General features: G+C 38.7%; 11 protein-coding genes and 2 tRNA genes. 3 read left to right on the top strand and 10 right to left on the bottom strand.

Features of this window, described 5'->3' with window-relative positions; genetic code table 11:
• Positions 1 to 191: 191 nt before the first annotated feature.
• The 5 genes from PVV59_RS06560 to PVV59_RS06540 all read right to left on the bottom strand — a co-directional run bounded on the left by PVV59_RS06560 (position 192) and on the right by PVV59_RS06540 (position 4,046).
• Positions 192 to 262, bottom strand: a tRNA-Gln gene (locus PVV59_RS06560).
• 87 nt (positions 263 to 349) lie between these two features.
• The gene (locus PVV59_RS06555; RefSeq protein WP_273755363.1) at positions 350 to 1,108 is read right to left on the bottom strand and encodes an ABC transporter ATP-binding protein; all 759 of its coding nucleotides are present in this window, start codon (positions 1,106 to 1,108) and stop codon (positions 350 to 352) included.
• Positions 1,105 to 1,980: an iron chelate uptake ABC transporter family permease subunit gene (locus PVV59_RS06550; protein ID WP_404978358.1), complete on the bottom strand. Its 876-nt coding sequence runs from the start codon at positions 1,978 to 1,980 to the stop codon at positions 1,105 to 1,107. The genes PVV59_RS06555 and PVV59_RS06550 overlap by 4 nt, the downstream gene beginning before the upstream one ends.
• Before the next feature lie 67 nt (positions 1,981 to 2,047).
• Complete coding sequence (locus PVV59_RS06545) at positions 2,048 to 3,004, bottom strand: iron chelate uptake ABC transporter family permease subunit (RefSeq protein ID WP_273755361.1); 957 nt, start codon at positions 3,002 to 3,004, stop codon at positions 2,048 to 2,050.
• Positions 3,005 to 3,095: 91 nt separating this feature from the next.
• A complete protein-coding gene (locus tag PVV59_RS06540; protein ID WP_273755360.1) occupies positions 3,096 to 4,046 on the bottom strand; it encodes a siderophore ABC transporter substrate-binding protein in 951 nt (316 codons plus the stop codon).
• A 198-nt stretch (positions 4,047 to 4,244) separates the two neighbouring features.
• Between PVV59_RS06540 and PVV59_RS06535 the strand changes: the two genes are divergently transcribed.
• The gene (locus tag PVV59_RS06535; RefSeq protein WP_273755364.1) at positions 4,245 to 4,850 is read left to right on the top strand and encodes a hypothetical protein; all 606 of its coding nucleotides are present in this window, start codon (positions 4,245 to 4,247) and stop codon (positions 4,848 to 4,850) included.
• 158 nt (positions 4,851 to 5,008) lie between these two features.
• On the opposite strand, the gene PVV59_RS06530 is transcribed toward PVV59_RS06535, so the two are convergent.
• The 5 genes from PVV59_RS06530 to PVV59_RS06510 form a co-directional block, all read right to left on the bottom strand.
• A tRNA-Gln gene (locus PVV59_RS06530) sits at positions 5,009 to 5,079 on the bottom strand.
• A gap of 87 nt (positions 5,080 to 5,166) precedes the next feature.
• A complete protein-coding gene (locus PVV59_RS06525) occupies positions 5,167 to 5,925 on the bottom strand; it encodes an ABC transporter ATP-binding protein (RefSeq protein WP_273755363.1) in 759 nt (252 codons plus the stop codon).
• Positions 5,922 to 6,797: an iron chelate uptake ABC transporter family permease subunit gene (locus PVV59_RS06520; protein ID WP_404978358.1), complete on the bottom strand. Its 876-nt coding sequence runs from the start codon at positions 6,795 to 6,797 to the stop codon at positions 5,922 to 5,924. Before PVV59_RS06520 ends, PVV59_RS06525 begins: the two co-directional genes overlap by 4 nt.
• Before the next feature lie 67 nt (positions 6,798 to 6,864).
• Positions 6,865 to 7,821, bottom strand: coding sequence for an iron chelate uptake ABC transporter family permease subunit (locus PVV59_RS06515; RefSeq protein ID WP_273755361.1), 957 nt, complete (start codon positions 7,819 to 7,821; stop codon positions 6,865 to 6,867).
• 91 nt (positions 7,822 to 7,912) lie between these two features.
• Entirely contained in the window at positions 7,913 to 8,863 is a 951-nt protein-coding gene (locus tag PVV59_RS06510; RefSeq protein ID WP_273755360.1) for a siderophore ABC transporter substrate-binding protein, read from the bottom strand.
• Between the two features lie 198 nt (positions 8,864 to 9,061).
• Here PVV59_RS06510 and PVV59_RS06505 point away from each other — a divergent pair, with 198 nt between their 5' ends.
• Positions 9,062 to 15,802, top strand: a complete 6,741-nt coding sequence (locus tag PVV59_RS06505) for an autotransporter outer membrane beta-barrel domain-containing protein (protein WP_273755359.1) — start codon at positions 9,062 to 9,064, stop codon at positions 15,800 to 15,802.
• A 678-nt stretch (positions 15,803 to 16,480) separates the two neighbouring features.
• Positions 16,481 to 19,780, top strand: a complete 3,300-nt coding sequence (locus tag PVV59_RS06500; protein ID WP_273755358.1) for an autotransporter outer membrane beta-barrel domain-containing protein — start codon at positions 16,481 to 16,483, stop codon at positions 19,778 to 19,780.
• Positions 19,781 to 20,377 lie beyond the last annotated feature (597 nt).

Here is a 20,377-nt window from a genome sequence, read left to right as displayed (position 1 = left end):
CGAATCTTAAAACACCCTTTGAAAGGCCTTTAAAAACCCTTTGAGAACCCCTTAAAAATCATGTGAAACAAAATAAATTGGTACAAAACCTGGTGGCAAAATATACAAAACCCGCTGGCAAGCTACAGCAAGCTACACTGGTGTCAAAATATACAAAACCCGCCGACAAGCTACAGACAAGCTACATACAGCTGGGGAACCTGGATTCGAACCAAGATTGACGGAGTCAGAGTCCGCTGTTCTACCATTAAACTATTCCCCAATAAGCCAATATTGCCATTTTTATCAGATTTTAGAGTGTAAGCAAGGACAAAAGAGAAACTTTCCGATTATTGATGATAAGAAGAATTTATCGATAATAAAAGGCAACAGGTATGTCATTGATTGTTTTGATCTGAACATCTACATCGTAAATATCTTTAAGAATTTCTGGTTGCATGATTTTTTTTGGAGTCCCACAATAGGCCGCTTTCCCATTTTTTAATGCTACAATCATATCTGAATAAGAGGAGGCAAAATTAATATCATGCATTACAATAAGAATAGTTTTTTTGAGTTCATCGGCTGTGCGGCGTAGCTGCTTCATCATAGAAACGGCATGTTTCATATCCAGATTGTTTAATGGTTCATCTAAGAGAAGATAATCGGTATCTTGACAGATGACCATGGCGATAAAAGCTCGCTGACGCTGCCCCCCAGAAAGCTCATCTAAAAAACGGTCTTTTAAATCTTGTAAACCCAGATAGCGTAATGCACTGTCGATAAATTGTTTATCTTCATGCGTATACCAGCCTTTTGAATAAGGATAGCGACCGAAACTCACTAAATCGTACACGGTTAAACGGAAGGATAAAGGATTATCTTGACGTAAAATTGAAAGCTTTTGAGCCAAAATATCATAGGGCACTTTATCAATATCAAAACCGTCGATATTAATTATGCCTTCGTCGTGTGGTAAAAGACGCCTTATCAACATCAAAAGAGTTGATTTTCCTGAACCATTAGGCCCAATAAGAGAAATAATCCCCCCTTTAGGAAGATGAAGACATAAATTATCGATAATCAATTGTGTTCCATAAGCCTTGGAAAGATGATTGATCTCAATCATTTTACTTTTCCCTTCATCAGTAACGTTAAGAAAAAAATCCCTCCACAAAATTCAATGATAAAACTTAAACGTCCTGCTATGTGAAAAATTTGTTCTAAAATGAATTGTCCGCCCACCAAACAAATAATCGCTAATAATATTGCAATCGGTATAACAACACTGTGTTTTGCTTGAGGAGAAAGTTCATAGGAAAGGTTTGCAACTAACAATCCAAAAAAGGTGACGGGGCCTACTAATGCGGTGGAAATAGAGATGAGAATGGAAACAAAAATAAGAATAGCTGTTGCACTTTTGTGGTAATTAATGCCAAGATTGAGAGCATTTTCACGTCCCAAAGCTAAAATATCAAAAAGATGACGTGAGCGCCACCCAATTAAACTCAAAATGAAAATAATTGCTGAGGCAAAGCTTATGAGCGACGTATTAAATTTATTAAAATTTGCAAACATAATATCCGTTAAATTCATCATTTGGTCTGGATTGAGTTGCAATTGCATAAACATTCGTAAACTGAAAAAAAAGCTGCCTAAAATAACACCCATCAAGAGCGTTAAGTGAAGTCCTTTTAAGCTTCCTGAAAAGAGCCAGCGAAAAATACTTATGGAAAAAAGAATGAGAATGAGTGATTCGAGAATAAGCTGTCCTTCTTCATTCAAAAAAGGTAAAGAAAGAGAGCCGACAAAATATATAAGGATAGTCTTTATTAAAATATAAAGCTGATCAAATCCCATGATTGAAGGGGTAAGAAGCCGGTTATTAACGATTGTTTGAAATAAAACCGTAGAAACGCTTATTGCGTAGGCAATAAGAAGCAGAGAGGAAAGTTTTGTAAGACGGAATTTCCACGTATAAATATTAATATTCCACGTCATGTAAAGACTTATGACACTACATGCTATGATGATAAGCGTTATAAGTACACATATTGTTTTTTTTCTTCTATCCAAGACGCTTTCTCCAGCGTAAAAGCAGTATCATAAAAATAAAACTACCGATTACGCCCATTATAGTGCTGATGGGAATTTCAAGAGATGGATGAATAATTCGTCCTAAAAGATCACAAATTAAGACCAATCCTGCACCGCTGATGGCTACCCAAGGAGCGGTATAGCGCATATTATCTCCCATGAAACTTGAAACAATATTCGGGATAATCAATCCAACAAAAGGAATACGGCCGACGGTACAGACAACAACAGCAGTGATTGAAGCGACAACAAAAAGACCAAAAAACATGACAACACGATAATTTAACCCAAGATTATTGGTTAAATCTTCTCCTAAGCTTGCAACTGTAAAGCGATCAGCAGTACAATAGGCTAGAAGACAAAGGGGAAGGGAGAGCCATAAAAGTTCATATTTCCCTTCAAGAATCATGGCAAAACTACCAAATAAGTAAGCTTGAAGAGAAGGAAGGAGCATTTCATAATCTGCAATGGTATTGGTTAAAGAGCCTATAATATAGCTTAGCATAATCCCTGTAAGGGGTATAATGAGAGCTGATTTTAGAGGAATGCGGCGCAATAAAAACATAAAAAGTAAAGTACCCATCATGGCAAAAAATGTCGCAACGATCATTTTTCCTAAAACAGGAATATCGGGCAGAAAAATCATAATAAAAAGAATGCCAAGGGAAGCAGACTCAACGGTTCCAGCAGTTGATGGCTCGACAAAGCGATTACGTGTTAACAGTTGCATAATCATGCCTGAAAGTGCAAGCGATGCGCCTACTAAAAGGATTGCAATAGTACGAGGAAGACGCGTTTGCCAAAAAATAAGCCACGCATGGGGATCGGCTGCAAAGAGATCAGAAGGTGTAACATCAGAATAACCAACAAAAATGCTGAGGATAGACAAGAAAATTAGAAGCGTTATGGTTATCCAATAATTCTTCACGTTCAACTATTTCTCACAAAACTTAACAAAAACAAAGGTTGCTTCATAAACAACCTCTGTTTTTAAATTTTATTCATATCGCAAGCAAGCTTTATTTGCTCTTTGTAAATGCTTCATTGATCTGCTTAGCAGTTTCAAGAAGTCCTGTTAAACCACCACTTGCGCGATACCAACTCCAAGAGTCCAAATAAATAATTTGGTTTTGTTTACTTGCTGTTGTGCGGTGTACAAGCTCATTGTTGAGCAGTTGTGCTGCGGATAGTCCTTCACGTCCAATTGCCACATCCCGATCAATTACCAACAACCAATCAGGATTTGTCTCAAGAATAAACTCTGGGGAAATGAGCTGCCCATGTTTTTGTACGGTGAGCTTATCGGTTGCAGGAGCAATTCCAAAAGCGGAATGGAAAATATCGAAACGTGATTTTGGTCCCAAAGCACTGATCTTTCCTCCAGAGGTCATTAGGACGAGCCCTGTGCCTTTTCCTTGGGTATTTTTGCGGACTTCAGCTAAAGTTTCATTGAGTTTTGCAATTTCCTTTTTTGCTTCCTGTTCTTTGCCAAAAATTTTCCCAAGGATAGACACATTCTGTTTAATATCTTCAAGAGAGTTTTCATTTCCTACTGTTAAATCAATGGTTGGAGCAATTTTGGATAAGTCGTTATATTTAGCTTGAGTTCGAGAAGAAATAATAATCAAATCAGGACGAAGAGTGGCAATTTTCTCATAATCCGGTTCAAAAAGAGTGCCTATTTTTTCATATTTTTCATCATTAAACTGTTGCAGATAAGATGGTTTTTTTCCTTCAGGAATACCAATAACCGCTTTGATGCCAAGGCGATTCATATTATCAAGAGATGCAAGATCAAACACAATAACTTTTTGCGGAGAAGAGGGAACAGAAGTTGTGCCTGAAACATGATTAATCGTTATATTTGTTTGAGTATTCGTATTTGCGATACTCGCCTGTGTCCATAAAACTGTTGCAAAGCTCATTGCAACCAATAAGACAGAGGTCACGCATTTCATATGTTTTATCATCGTGATTTTATCCTTTTATCTGATATTACAAGGGTTTGTGCACTTAAAAACTTAACTTAGGCATTTTTATGCACAAAATGAAGTGCTTATAAATAACACTATGTTGTAAAGTTGACTAACATATGTTACAAATCGTTCACTTACCTCATTTTCACTTAATTCTAGTGTTTTTGCAACATTATTTAGAAAGTTTAACATATGATCAATGTTTTTAAAAAGCGTACACGTTTGTACGCACTGACAACAAGTGCTTTCTTTTTTTTACAAGGTGTTGATTCTTCTGTGGGGAGTAGTAGTTGGTGGCCAAGTGGATTTGTGAGTGGATGGTCAAGTGTAACATCCTTTTTTTCTTCATCTTCTTCACAACCGACACGAGATACAGAAATTCCCCAGCGTTCAGGATCTTCAGGAGAAGCACTTCCAGTTGCACAGCCACTTACGGCAAGTGATCCTGCTGGCCCCACAGATTCTGGAGCTTCTGGTCCCACACAGTCTCCAAGAGAAGGAGGGGAGACTGGAGAAAGAGAGCAAGGATCTCAGGTGGGAGGAAATTCTAAAGCAGAGCAACTTAGAGAATCGTCTGTTTCAATAAGAACTGGAGATGAGCCTGAGAGGGTGGAAACTGCAAGTCTTTCTGGAAACATGGGAGGTGCTGGAGTGCCCGGGGGTGTTGGAGTTGGAGGCGTGCCTGGGGGTGTTGGAGTTGGAGGCGTGCCTGGAGGAGTTGGAGGTGCTGGAGTACCTGAAAGCACGGAAGATGATGAAGAAATTCCTGACAGAAAACACCCTTTGAAAGGCCTTTAAAAACCCTTTGAGAACCCCTTAAAAATCATGTGAAACAAAATAAATTGGTACAAAACCTGGTGGCAAAATATACAAAACCCGCTGGCAAGCTACAGCAAGCTACACTGGTGTCAAAATATACAAAACCCGCCGACAAGCTACAGACAAGCTACATACAGCTGGGGAACCTGGATTCGAACCAAGATTGACGGAGTCAGAGTCCGCTGTTCTACCATTAAACTATTCCCCAATAAGCCAATATTGCCATTTTTATCAGATTTTAGAGTGTAAGCAAGGACAAAAGAGAAACTTTCCGATTATTGATGATAAGAAGAATTTATCGATAATAAAAGGCAACAGGTATGTCATTGATTGTTTTGATCTGAACATCTACATCGTAAATATCTTTAAGAATTTCTGGTTGCATGATTTTTTTTGGAGTCCCACAATAGGCCGCTTTCCCATTTTTTAATGCTACAATCATATCTGAATAAGAGGAGGCAAAATTAATATCATGCATTACAATAAGAATAGTTTTTTTGAGTTCATCGGCTGTGCGGCGTAGCTGCTTCATCATAGAAACGGCATGTTTCATATCCAGATTGTTTAATGGTTCATCTAAGAGAAGATAATCGGTATCTTGACAGATGACCATGGCGATAAAAGCTCGCTGACGCTGCCCCCCAGAAAGCTCATCTAAAAAACGGTCTTTTAAATCTTGTAAACCCAGATAGCGTAATGCACTGTCGATAAATTGTTTATCTTCATGCGTATACCAGCCTTTTGAATAAGGATAGCGACCGAAACTCACTAAATCGTACACGGTTAAACGGAAGGATAAAGGATTATCTTGACGTAAAATTGAAAGCTTTTGAGCCAAAATATCATAGGGCACTTTATCAATATCAAAACCGTCGATATTAATTATGCCTTCGTCGTGTGGTAAAAGACGCCTTATCAACATCAAAAGAGTTGATTTTCCTGAACCATTAGGCCCAATAAGAGAAATAATCCCCCCTTTAGGAAGATGAAGACATAAATTATCGATAATCAATTGTGTTCCATAAGCCTTGGAAAGATGATTGATCTCAATCATTTTACTTTTCCCTTCATCAGTAACGTTAAGAAAAAAATCCCTCCACAAAATTCAATGATAAAACTTAAACGTCCTGCTATGTGAAAAATTTGTTCTAAAATGAATTGTCCGCCCACCAAACAAATAATCGCTAATAATATTGCAATCGGTATAACAACACTGTGTTTTGCTTGAGGAGAAAGTTCATAGGAAAGGTTTGCAACTAACAATCCAAAAAAGGTGACGGGGCCTACTAATGCGGTGGAAATAGAGATGAGAATGGAAACAAAAATAAGAATAGCTGTTGCACTTTTGTGGTAATTAATGCCAAGATTGAGAGCATTTTCACGTCCCAAAGCTAAAATATCAAAAAGATGACGTGAGCGCCACCCAATTAAACTCAAAATGAAAATAATTGCTGAGGCAAAGCTTATGAGCGACGTATTAAATTTATTAAAATTTGCAAACATAATATCCGTTAAATTCATCATTTGGTCTGGATTGAGTTGCAATTGCATAAACATTCGTAAACTGAAAAAAAAGCTGCCTAAAATAACACCCATCAAGAGCGTTAAGTGAAGTCCTTTTAAGCTTCCTGAAAAGAGCCAGCGAAAAATACTTATGGAAAAAAGAATGAGAATGAGTGATTCGAGAATAAGCTGTCCTTCTTCATTCAAAAAAGGTAAAGAAAGAGAGCCGACAAAATATATAAGGATAGTCTTTATTAAAATATAAAGCTGATCAAATCCCATGATTGAAGGGGTAAGAAGCCGGTTATTAACGATTGTTTGAAATAAAACCGTAGAAACGCTTATTGCGTAGGCAATAAGAAGCAGAGAGGAAAGTTTTGTAAGACGGAATTTCCACGTATAAATATTAATATTCCACGTCATGTAAAGACTTATGACACTACATGCTATGATGATAAGCGTTATAAGTACACATATTGTTTTTTTTCTTCTATCCAAGACGCTTTCTCCAGCGTAAAAGCAGTATCATAAAAATAAAACTACCGATTACGCCCATTATAGTGCTGATGGGAATTTCAAGAGATGGATGAATAATTCGTCCTAAAAGATCACAAATTAAGACCAATCCTGCACCGCTGATGGCTACCCAAGGAGCGGTATAGCGCATATTATCTCCCATGAAACTTGAAACAATATTCGGGATAATCAATCCAACAAAAGGAATACGGCCGACGGTACAGACAACAACAGCAGTGATTGAAGCGACAACAAAAAGACCAAAAAACATGACAACACGATAATTTAACCCAAGATTATTGGTTAAATCTTCTCCTAAGCTTGCAACTGTAAAGCGATCAGCAGTACAATAGGCTAGAAGACAAAGGGGAAGGGAGAGCCATAAAAGTTCATATTTCCCTTCAAGAATCATGGCAAAACTACCAAATAAGTAAGCTTGAAGAGAAGGAAGGAGCATTTCATAATCTGCAATGGTATTGGTTAAAGAGCCTATAATATAGCTTAGCATAATCCCTGTAAGGGGTATAATGAGAGCTGATTTTAGAGGAATGCGGCGCAATAAAAACATAAAAAGTAAAGTACCCATCATGGCAAAAAATGTCGCAACGATCATTTTTCCTAAAACAGGAATATCGGGCAGAAAAATCATAATAAAAAGAATGCCAAGGGAAGCAGACTCAACGGTTCCAGCAGTTGATGGCTCGACAAAGCGATTACGTGTTAACAGTTGCATAATCATGCCTGAAAGTGCAAGCGATGCGCCTACTAAAAGGATTGCAATAGTACGAGGAAGACGCGTTTGCCAAAAAATAAGCCACGCATGGGGATCGGCTGCAAAGAGATCAGAAGGTGTAACATCAGAATAACCAACAAAAATGCTGAGGATAGACAAGAAAATTAGAAGCGTTATGGTTATCCAATAATTCTTCACGTTCAACTATTTCTCACAAAACTTAACAAAAACAAAGGTTGCTTCATAAACAACCTCTGTTTTTAAATTTTATTCATATCGCAAGCAAGCTTTATTTGCTCTTTGTAAATGCTTCATTGATCTGCTTAGCAGTTTCAAGAAGTCCTGTTAAACCACCACTTGCGCGATACCAACTCCAAGAGTCCAAATAAATAATTTGGTTTTGTTTACTTGCTGTTGTGCGGTGTACAAGCTCATTGTTGAGCAGTTGTGCTGCGGATAGTCCTTCACGTCCAATTGCCACATCCCGATCAATTACCAACAACCAATCAGGATTTGTCTCAAGAATAAACTCTGGGGAAATGAGCTGCCCATGTTTTTGTACGGTGAGCTTATCGGTTGCAGGAGCAATTCCAAAAGCGGAATGGAAAATATCGAAACGTGATTTTGGTCCCAAAGCACTGATCTTTCCTCCAGAGGTCATTAGGACGAGCCCTGTGCCTTTTCCTTGGGTATTTTTGCGGACTTCAGCTAAAGTTTCATTGAGTTTTGCAATTTCCTTTTTTGCTTCCTGTTCTTTGCCAAAAATTTTCCCAAGGATAGACACATTCTGTTTAATATCTTCAAGAGAGTTTTCATTTCCTACTGTTAAATCAATGGTTGGAGCAATTTTGGATAAGTCGTTATATTTAGCTTGAGTTCGAGAAGAAATAATAATCAAATCAGGACGAAGAGTGGCAATTTTCTCATAATCCGGTTCAAAAAGAGTGCCTATTTTTTCATATTTTTCATCATTAAACTGTTGCAGATAAGATGGTTTTTTTCCTTCAGGAATACCAATAACCGCTTTGATGCCAAGGCGATTCATATTATCAAGAGATGCAAGATCAAACACAATAACTTTTTGCGGAGAAGAGGGAACAGAAGTTGTGCCTGAAACATGATTAATCGTTATATTTGTTTGAGTATTCGTATTTGCGATACTCGCCTGTGTCCATAAAACTGTTGCAAAGCTCATTGCAACCAATAAGACAGAGGTCACGCATTTCATATGTTTTATCATCGTGATTTTATCCTTTTATCTGATATTACAAGGGTTTGTGCACTTAAAAACTTAACTTAGGCATTTTTATGCACAAAATGAAGTGCTTATAAATAACACTATGTTGTAAAGTTGACTAACATATGTTACAAATCGTTCACTTACCTCATTTTCACTTAATTCTAGTGTTTTTGCAACATTATTTAGAAAGTTTAACATATGATCAATGTTTTTAAAAAGCGTACACGTTTGTACGCACTGACAACAAGTGCTTTCTTTTTTTTACAAGGTGTTGATTCTTCTGTGGGGAGTAGTAGTTGGTGGCCAAGTGGATTTGTGAGTGGATGGTCAAGTGTAACATCCTTTTTTTCTTCATCTTCTTCACAACCGACACGAGATACAGAAATTCCCCAGCGTTCAGGATCTTCAGGAGAAGCACTTCCAGTTGCACAGCCACTTACGGCAAGTGATCCTGCTGGCCCCACAGATTCTGGAGCTTCTGGTCCCACACAGTCTCCAAGAGAAGGAGGGGAGACTGGAGAAAGAGAGCAAGGATCTCAGGTGGGAGGAAATTCTAAAGCAGAGCAACTTAGAGAATCGTCTGTTTCAATAAGAACTGGAGATGAGCCTGAGAGGGTGGAAACTGCAAGTCTTTCTGGAAACATGGGAGGTGCTGGAGTGCCCGGGGGTGTTGGAGTTGGAGGCGTGCCTGGGGGTGTTGGAGTTGGAGGCGTGCCTGGAGGAGTTGGAGGTGCTGGAGTACCTGAAAGCACGGAAGATGATGAAGAAATTCCTGACAGTGCGGGAGATGAAGGAGCTCCTGGACGCGTAGGAGATGCTGGAGGATTAAGATCTGATGGTGACTCTCAGAGCTCGGGGCCGGGAGAAGAATCTAGGGGATTGAGAAATGCTGGAATACCGGGAGGTGTGCCTGGAGCTGGAGGAGTACCTGGAGGCGTAGAATCTAGGGGCATGGGAGTTGATGGAGAAGCACCTCAAGAAGCACAGACTAGAGAAATGTCTGAAGGAGAATCAAGAACTGAGGGAGGGACTCCGCGCCTAAGTCTTGAAGACGCATCTCAAACAGCAGAAATTGAAAGGGAGCCTCAAAAAATACAAAATGGAGCATTGTCCAACGGTTCAGGAGTTGGAACAGAGCAAACTGGAGATGTAGTCAGATTAACAGAGACTGAAGAGACTAATCCTGGAGGATTAGCCGCTGGGGGTAGGATTCCAGAGGCAGTAGAGATTGGAAACAAAGCTGACGACGGCAAATCTCGCAGAGGTAGATCAAGAGCTTCAGGAGGTGTTGCTCCTGTTGTTTTACTTGTTACTCCACCAGATGTTGCGTCAATAGCAGAATATGTAAACTGTTCTTGGGAAAGCCTCGGTATTCCGATTATGGACCCTGTTTTCTGTACTGATGGTGAAACGCACATACTTACAACAAGTAATATTTATGAGTATAATCAGGACAGTGGCTTTAAGTTATATGATAATTATGCTGTAGAAGTAAGAGGTCCTGAGCCTACAGCTCTTGAGGTGAGAGGAATCTCCTTTAAAAAACAGCGGTGGCCTATGCAAGAATCTAGCGAAAGTCAGAATAGTGGTGCTAGGGCTGGATCAAGAGGGACAGTTAGCTATGGTGTATTTTCTGATGGTGTGTTCCAACTTGGGGCCAAAGTTCATCTCAAAGAACAATCCGCTGTTGAGGGCTTTGATATTGGAATTATAGCTGCTAACTTCGGCTCTGTCATTATGGAGGGGGGAAAACTCCACAATAACTATGTGGATGCTTTGGCTTTTTCTCATGGGAAGATTAGTTTGCAGAATGTGACTGTTCAAGTGGATGGTATAGGCAGTATTGGTTTGTGGAGCGATACTGAATCTCTCATAATGATGAGAGGTGGTGATATTCATTTCAATAACGGTAAAGCGGCAATTGTAGCATCAAAACTGGGGAGTGTTGTATTGGAAAATGTTACAATTAAAGTGCGGCAGCAGGAGCAGGCTTCTAGAGAAAATTCTTCTCGTAGGGGGGCTACGTTATTATCAAGTAATGGTATTATTTGGTTAAGAGACGGAAAAATTCATGTTCCTGATACTACTTTTCTGAGGGTTCTTAGCAATCCGTGTCATGTTCAAGAAATTTTAGATGATATCTCTTCTTTTTGTATAGGGGAGGAGTCTCCGTCAGAGAAAAACAACATTTTAGTGAATATGTCTGCAAGTTTTGAGGATAATCTTATCGGTGTAAGTCGTGTTATAAGCCATCTAGAGGAATTTTTCGGCATGGAGAAAATATCTGCGATGTTATCGGGTGGTCTCGAGTTAAATAGCTTTATAAAGTCTTCATCTGTTACGATGCCAGGGAAAAAAGCTCGTGGTATATACTTTCGTAATCCCCTTGTGATCGATAATCAAAAGCGTTATCAGTATGATACCCTACATGCAGTTTTTTTAGACAAGACTGCTCTCAGAGTTCCAGAAGGTATCGCTATTTCTAGTAATGGTTTGAATGGTTCTGTTTTATTGCAAAATGACTCTAAGGTTTCTGGTGGGCTTTTGTTGGAAGCTAAAAATGGTGCTAATTTATCAATTTTTTCTCGAGATTCTCTTCTCATAGGTGCTGCTCGTATCAGTAACTATGCTAATGCTCAGCTTTTTTTATCCAAAGACTCAGAGTGGCGTATAACAAAAAATATTTTTGCAGATCCGAAAAATGTAGATCCACGTTGTATAGATTCATGTATTTCATCTCTAAGTCTTATAGATAGTAAGATTAGATTTTTTTCTTCTTTAAAAGATGTAAATAATAAGCAAACAAATGCAAGCAGTGAGCCACGAGGTCCAAGTAGCGGTCTAAGTGGTCAAGGAAACGATCAAAATAGAAACATTGAATATAGAACTCTCCGTATCGGTAATGGAAATGGTACAGTTTACAGTGCTCATGGGCGTGCTGGGATTCACTTCAACGTAGGTTTGCTACCTGAGAATAATAATAATGCTCAAATTTCCGACAGAATTTTTATTCATGGTGATGTTTCTGGAAACACTAAGATATATGTACACGATATAAGTGCAAAGCTGAATAGTGATAGGAATCATACGGGTTACCGTATTCCGATGGTGCAAGTTTTGGGGAAGGCGTGGGAAAACTCTTTTATTTTAGATGGTGGTTATGTCACGCTAGGAGGTTTGCCTTATAAGTATGTTCTTCGTTTTTATGGACCAACTATGGATTCGAAGGAGATTTATTTCGATGAAAAAATTGTTGCGGGAAATACACCAATTTGGACTTTCCGTTTAGAACATGAGCAGCTACCTTATGAAAAGGCTCCTTTGCAGGATTTGTATTTTTTTGATACGCCATCTGTTGTTTATAATGAAGAAGATACTATACCTATGTTATTTCTTAATGGCTCGAGAACTAGAACAGGTATTTTGGGAGGTTCGAAAATTAAGGCTGATGCTACGCCTTCTACAGAAACAAATTCTCCATCCAATACTCTTGCAGAATCTGGAAGTTCTGTCTCTGAAGAATCTGAGGGAATTACGACTACTGATGTATCTGAAAATTCTGAACTATCGGGGAATACTCAAGGATCAGGGGAAGAAGAGGTATTAAATTCTTCTTCGTTGGATAATTCTGGACTTGAGGGACCTGAGACAAATGATCATGATAGCATAGAGGGGGAAGGTGATATAGATGAAGAAGATGACATAGATGGGATGATAACGGATCCTCCTTCTTTTGCTCCGTCTACCATTAATTCTAACGTTTTGGGGAGATCTGAAGCATCTGAAGAATTTGAAATAGATGTGGAACAGCCAACTGGCAGCAGAGTTCCTTCTCCTGTTACTCTTCTATCTGATAACTCTAGGACTGTAAGACCTGTATTTGTTTCAAATCTAAGATCTGATTCGGGTGATATTTCTTTTGTATTTCAGGGCCCCCCACCTGTTGCACGTGTCCAATCTACAGCTTCTTCTACGCGCACCCCTGTGTATCCTACTGTTTCTAGAGAAATTGAGAGTTCTGAGGGAGGAGTTGTGACTCCTGTGGTATCTTCTACTACGAGTGTTACACCTGTTGCTGGTAATAGTAGTGTTTCTACTAATTGCAGTGCTGCAAATGGAAATACTACACAAGACTTATCTACTCCTTATGCGTGCGCTGATGGAAAATCATATAAAATAGAAAGTCGCACATTGAGAGTAAGTGATACTCAGCACTCTGTACGTGCAATGAAACCCAATACAATTATTAATGTGGAAGGTACGACTATTATTGGTACTGTTTTCTCTGAGAATGAAAACAATGTTAATCTTAATCAGTTGCGACCTGTGAGTGCTGTGCTTGCAGAAGAAAAGGCAGAGATTGTTTTGAACAAAAACTCAAAAATTCAGTCTTCTATGATTGGGATTGAAGCGCAACGTGGTGGGAAGGTTCAAATGTCGGATGGGACGATTAATGCGAGTTATGCCGGTGTTTTTGTGGGGGCCGAGTCGTCTGTTGATTTAAATAATACAAAAATTAGTATAGCAGGATCTTTCGCTGTAGCGGGTTTGGCGAGCGATGGAGGTCAGGTAACCATGAAGTCTGGATCGATTAGTCTCACAGATGGAGTGGCAGTAAGATCAGAAGCGGGAGGACGTATTACATTAGACAACGTTAATATTACTGCAAAAAAAACAGAGTCGGATTCTGTAGAAACGTCTGGGCGTGCAGCTTTCCTATTGAATGATAATGCTTCTGTTGAATTTACGAATGGTAATGTTATTACTGATGCCAATGGTTTGTGGATTATGGATAATGGTGATGTTGTTGAGACCGTTTCTTCTAGGAGAAAGAGATCTTCTGATGTTTCTCCATCTGCATCTATAAATCGCACTTATTCTGCATCTACAAATCGTGCGAATATAGGGTTTTCCACCGTTAAAATTGAAGGTGATGGAAGATATGGTATATATTTTGATGGGATCACAAAGCAGATAGTGGATGAACATAATCAAAATGAAAATCTAAGAGAATCTGTTTTAGACCCCTCAGTAGGGAACCAGAATCTTGGGCAGAATCCTAAAAAAGAAAGTGCTGCTGAGGAAATCTATGTTGTTAAAAGGAATGCTTTAACGCAGCGGGAGAGAATACCTGTAAGTGGAGAAGTCTCCTTGCAAAGAACTGATTTTGAAGTTTCAAAGGGTATAGCAATCTATGGTAATAATTCTAGTGGTCATGTCTCATTAGAAAATAAAACAACACTTGCTGGTGACTTATTATTGAAGGCTGAGAATGAGTCTAATATATCCGTTTTAATCGATAATTCTATTGTTACAGGTGGTGTCCGTGTTGATAAAAGTTCTTACGCAAAATTGGATTTGATCAACGGATCAGAGTGGATTCTCAAAAGAGCTACACAGAAGAACTTGGGGACTTCAGATTCTAAATGTGTGGATTCGTGTGTTTCTTCTGTAAGGCTTGTAAATAGTGCTATTGATTTTGAATTTTCCGAATCTGGAGGGAAATATCAGACTCTTCATATTGGAAATGGAAAAGGCACAGTTTATGAAGCGCTGGGTGATGCTGTAATTCATCTCAATGCACGTTTAAATCCTCATGATTCAAGTGGTCAGCAAGTAACAGATCAACTTGTTATTCATGGTAATGTTTCTGGAAAAACAAAAATAAATGTACGAGGTGATGCGGGTAATCTAGGAAATGGTCAAGGAAATGCTAAGATTGCTCACAGTGTTTCTATTATTCAGGTTTACGGAAACGCAGAAAAGGATTCTTTCCAACTCGATGGCGATTATGTTGCGCTGAGGAATTCACCTTACAAATACACTCTTCGTGGTTATGGTCCAGAAGCGACTTCGGAACAGAAGCATGTTCAGCAAAAATTTGTTAAGGATGGTGGAGCGTTTTGGAACTTCCGTTTAGAAAATCAGTATGTTAAGTCTGCTAGATCGGTTGCCCTTCCAGAACAATTTGTAAGGTCTGTTGTTCCACAGGTGCCAACTTATCTCGTCTTGCCTAATAGCGTATTCCATACTGGTTTGATGGATATTAACAATCAAAGCAAACAGTTGGAGACTTTGCGGATGACTTCTACAGGAATGGTAGAGGTTCGTGAGAATCCTGCTTTATATTTACGCGGCTATGGTGGAAGTTACCGTTATGCTTCAGATTTATCTGCACTTGAATATGGTTATGACGGTGATCTTGACTATCGTGGTGTAGAGGCTGGTGTGTTGCTGAAAACTATTGAAAATACTGATAGTGCTTTATCCTTTGGGGTTATGGGAACCTATGGAAAACTTTCTCTGCAGCCTTTAAATGTTGAGCAAAGTCAAAAGAGTGCATTTGATAAATGGACTGCTACGGTATATGGCAGCATGCAGCATAATGTGGGCTTCTATGTCGATGGTCTTTTATCTTATGGTCTGTTCAAAGGTGATGTTTTCACTCGTGCACGGGGTAAGACAGCAACATTGAAAGGTAATCCTTTGAATGTTTCTTTGATCGGTGGTCAGACAATTGCGACAGGGTATAAAGGCTTTGTCTTCGATCCGCAGGTTCAGGTTGTCTATCAACATCTCCAATTTAATAAGGCCCGCGATATTGACAATTTTAATATTGAAATGGGTAACCTTGATCAATGGGTGGCACGTGTTGGTGGACGCTTAACTAAGAATCCTACAGGTTCTAAAGGCGTGAATGCTGTTGCTTTCTATGGTAAGCTTTATCTTGCTCATGGTTTTGGAGAAAAACAGTCTGTGAATTTCAGTGATTCTTTCAAGTTAGGGGCGTTTGGTTCTTCACTAGAGGCTGGGGTAGGATTTAATGCCAAACTGTTGCCACAGTTCTCTCTGCATGCTGATATTCTTTATCAACATAAGCTTAATAAGGCTGGTTTTTCTGGAGCAAGTTTCTCCGGAGGCGTGCGTTATCAGTTCTAATATAAGGTATAGGATGTACTTTTTAAAAAAAGGCAGCACAATGTGTTGCCTTTTTTCTTTATAACAATTTGTATTGTTTTTAAAAGATTCTCGTCTTTTTAATATGAATAGAAAAGACAACGCTTATTGTGTGCACGAGCGCGTTTTTCTACGCTAAAGCAAATTTTCTTAACATTTTTGCTGATGATGATGCGATAGAGTAACACACTTGTATGGGCTTTTAAAATATTCAGGAGCCCAGTCTGTGTTATGTTATCTTTTTAAGTTCTGTATTTGATATTATCTAATATAATATTTGATGCTTTTTAAAGCTCATTTTTGAGCGCTTTTTTCACTGATTTAAATCATTTTTTCATTCATTTTGTTGTGGAGTAATTTTTAAAATCGTACAAGGATAAATTGTGCCTTTAATTAATTACACGTACTGATTTTATTTTTTCTTTACACGAAATACAGAATGCATTATACACCTATAAATTGTGTTTTGTAATTATTCTCTTTTAGATGGTTTTATGCCTAGAGCTTCTGCCAAGTTTATAGGGATAATTTGTTACACAATTCAAATGAGCATGAGAGACATGTCTTTTGTACACCTTTTGTATGTTGAGGTGGTGCAGGTGGATGTTTTGTGAGTGCTTTTATTTTTAATGAGAGGGGAAGGAAAGTTTCGAGGGAACTATGATTAAAGTGTTTAGAAATCATGTATGTTTATGTGCTTGTACAACAGCTATCCTTTCTTTACTCCAAAATGGAGGAGTGGTTTATGCAAGTGCAGAGGAGCGTCTTAATCGGTCTTCTTATGGTATTAGCGTTAGCGATATTGGAGCTGATATTTATGTCCTCCCAATTGTTTCGCCCATTTCAAACAGAAACTATCTTATCAGTGGTGTTGAGGGGCGTCCTATTATGCCTCCTCATATAAGTAGTGTTGAGCCCTCCCCCCCTATCAGTGCTCTTCCTAATGATAATGTTATCAGTGGGAGGGGAGGCTATAGTGGTCATCTTAGTGGAAGTCATATGCATAAGCCTCCTCTTAAGGGACAGAGTGGAGATAATTATTCTCCTCCTAATAAGATTGATATTGGCAATAACGATGATGGTATTCGTGGCGGGAGTGATTATCGTGAGTTGAGTGGCGTGGACGGAGAGAACGGACGACAGGAAAATATAGACAACTCTGTTAGAGATGCAGACTCTGATAAAAGAGGTGTAAATCCTGGGTTTTATTATTATAGTGGATTGTATTATATATGTGATAATTGTGGGGAGAAGCCTAAAATTGATCATAAATCTTATAAAATTACAAAGGAAAACGTTTCTAATTATCCTTCTCATCCTACAGCTATAACAGTCAAGGGGATTGGGACTAGGGTTGAGGGAGAGAGTGTAACGGTTAGCAGTGAAATTGTTGATGAAACTTTTTTAATGGGGGTGCACGTATTAGAGAACGGTAAGATTGTTTTGGAAAAGCCACTTCTCAAAGATACAGTGATAGCCCTTCGTGCGAATAATGGAGTGATTGAGGTAAGCAAAGGAAAGATTGAGGAAAGTCAAGAGGCGGTTGATGCAGCAGACAGGTCATTTGTTCTTTTAGAAGATACAAAAATTAAGACGGCTCATGGGAATGCAAGTATTTTGAGTTATGGTCGCTCAGAAGTTCGGATGTTAGGTGGGGCCGTTGATTTTATGGACAGTCACGGTGTTTCGGCAATGTTAGGGGGGAAGGTCTTTCTTGATGGTGTTACTGTTACTGGAAAGGGGGAAAAAGGCAAAAACCATGCGGTCTTTTTAATGGATGAAGGGGGAGGGGTTGAGTTTAAAGGGGGGAATATTAAAGCTGAGGGTGTGCATGGTATATTGTTAAAAAATTCGCTCAAGCCTTTATATTCTGCACAAGAACGATCTGAAGAAGAATCTGATACCGAAGACGCTGTTGGGGATTTATCGAATAACTTTTATGTAACTGAGGCTAATTTTAAGTCTTCCTCTGTTACCGTAAAGGGTGAAGGATCTTATGGTATCTATTTTCAGGGAGAAAAACCATGGAGCGAAGGTGGGGATAAAAAGGAAGAGACTTCATTAGAGGATGAAAAAGTACCACCACGATTAGAAGTTGTTAATTTCGATACAACAGAATTTTCTGTTTTAGACGATACGGCTCTTTATGGTAAAAATGTTATTTCTGGTGCAGTGAGTTTGATGAAAAGCACGCTTCGTTCTGAAAATTTTTTATTAAAAGCTGAGAAAGGGGCTTCTATAACGGTTTTAGCTGATGGATCTACTCTTGGAGGTCGTGCTCACGTTGATAAAGATTCTAATGCCGAACTTTATTTGGGAAATTCTACGTGGATTCTACCACAAAAGCTGCAGAGAGATCAACAGGAGGATGCAAGTAACTCTTCTATTTCTCTCGTCAGTCTTATGGGCAAAAGCTCTATTCATTTTAAAAGACAAGAATCTTCTTCTGTTAATGATTATCAAACCCTTCATATTGGAAAGGGAAAGGGTGAAGTTTATAAAGCACGGGACGGTGCCTCTATTTTTCTTCATAGCTATCTGGATAAGGGGGGGGATCTTGGTCAGCAAAAGACGGATCGTGTTTTAATTCATGGTGATGTTTCGGGAAAAACAATGCTCCGTGTGCATGCTGTTGCAGGAAGTCCAGGAGGATATACGGGAAAGGGGGGGAATGAGGAAGGTATTTCAGTCATTCAGGTTTCTGGAGAAGCAAAGCAAGATTCTTTTCAATTGGAAGGGGGGTATGTAGCGTTAGGCGAATTACCTTATCAGTATAAGCTTTATAGTTATGGCCCAGGGTCTCTTTTAGGAAAAGCAAGTGCAAATCAAAGATTAGTTGAAGGGAATGGAGAGTTTTGGGATTTCCGTCTTGAAAGCCAATCGATAGATTCTGATGTAAAACCTCAACCAGATCCTCGTCCAACACCTCCTCCTGCTCCAACGCCTCCCCCAGGACCGGCTCCGGAGCCTCATCCTCGTCCTAAGCCGGGCGTTAAGGCTGTTGTTCCGCAGGTTCCGACTTATCTCCTTTTGCCTAATGCCTTACGTCATCTTGGTTTGATGAATGTTAGCAATCAAAATCAGCGATTAGAAGCTTTGCGAATTGCTTCTGGCGGTTTGTTAGAAAATCGCGAAAAACCTCTCTTTTTTGTGCGCGGTTATGGTGGCAATCATCGTTATACTTCAAATCTTTCTGCGCTTGAATATGGTTATGGCGGTGAGCTTGATTATAATGCTGTAGAGGCCGGTGTTTTAATAAAAGCAATTGAAAATATGTATGGGACCACTTCTTTTGGAATTATCGGGTCTTACGAGAGATTTTCTTTGCAACCTTTGAATGTTGAACAGAGTCAAAAAAGCACATTTAATAAATGGTCAGTTGCAGCATATGGCGGTATGCAGCATGATACAGGTTTTTACGTTGATGGCCTTGTGTCTTATGGTTTGTTTAAGGGGGATGTTCTAACAACAGCACGAGGCAAAACGGCAACATTAAAGGGAAATCCTTTAAGTGCTTCATTGACAGCTGGTAAAACATTTATGGTAGGAGAAGACGGTTTTGTTTTTGATCCACAAGTTCAGGTTGTTTATCAATATCTTCAATTTAATAAAGTGAGTGATGTAGACAGCTTTGATATTGAATTAGGAAAGCTTCATCAGTGGGTAGGGCGTGTTGGAGGGCGTTTAACAAAGATACTGGTTGCCACTGATGAGTCTCAAGTTGTTTCTTTCTATGGCAAGATTCATCTTTCTCATGGTTTTGAAGGAAAACAATTTGTGCACTTTAAAGATCCTTTTCAGCTAGGTGCTTTTGGTTCTTCATTAGAAACTGGATTAGGTTTTAATGCCCAATTATCTCAAAATTTTGCGCTTCATGGTGATTTGGTTTATCAGCACAAGCTCACAAAAGCTGGTTTTTCTGGAACGAGTTTTTCGGGTGGACTGCGTTATCATTTCTAGTGTTGTTCTTGATTTTGTTTAACCTTTGAATGTTTAATCTTTGAAAAAGCCACAATCATGACTTGTGGCTTTTTATTTTCTATTAATTTTGTTGTTATAGCCTTTTATAGAGTATGAGTTTTACATCTCTTTAATATGTTTTAGGGCTGGATTTCTTTTATTTTTCTTAAAAAATTGCACGTTATCGTTTCAAAACGCGTATTTCAGAACTTCTTTCATATTATTTATAATATGCTGATTGATAAAAATATTTTCAATGTTCTTGAATTCATAAAAAAGCTTTCGTTTGCATGGAGAGGATGGATAAGTGGATAAACAATCATTGAAGAAAAGACGTCAATATCGTTTTGTAAATTCTATTAAGAGGAAAGAAGTGATACCATTAAAATTGGTAAAGGATACACTTAAAGGGTAAAGAGGTTGTATTCAATCAGCTTTATATTTTTTCTGCCGTTGTGAAATGGGGGTGGAAGAAATGAGAGATATATTTGAGAAAATTGGTGAATAAGAAACATAATATTGTTATATTGTTTTTTATGAAATGTGTTGTCTTAAAAGGAATACGATAAATAACAGAATGAAGTCATCTGGAATCTT

The organism is Bartonella sp. MM73XJBT.G (assembly GCF_028618435.1).
Lineage (GTDB): Bacteria > Pseudomonadota > Alphaproteobacteria > Rhizobiales > Rhizobiaceae > Bartonella.
The sequence above is the reverse complement of the archived record's forward strand: the minus strand, read 5'-3'. Positions and strand labels throughout refer to the sequence as shown.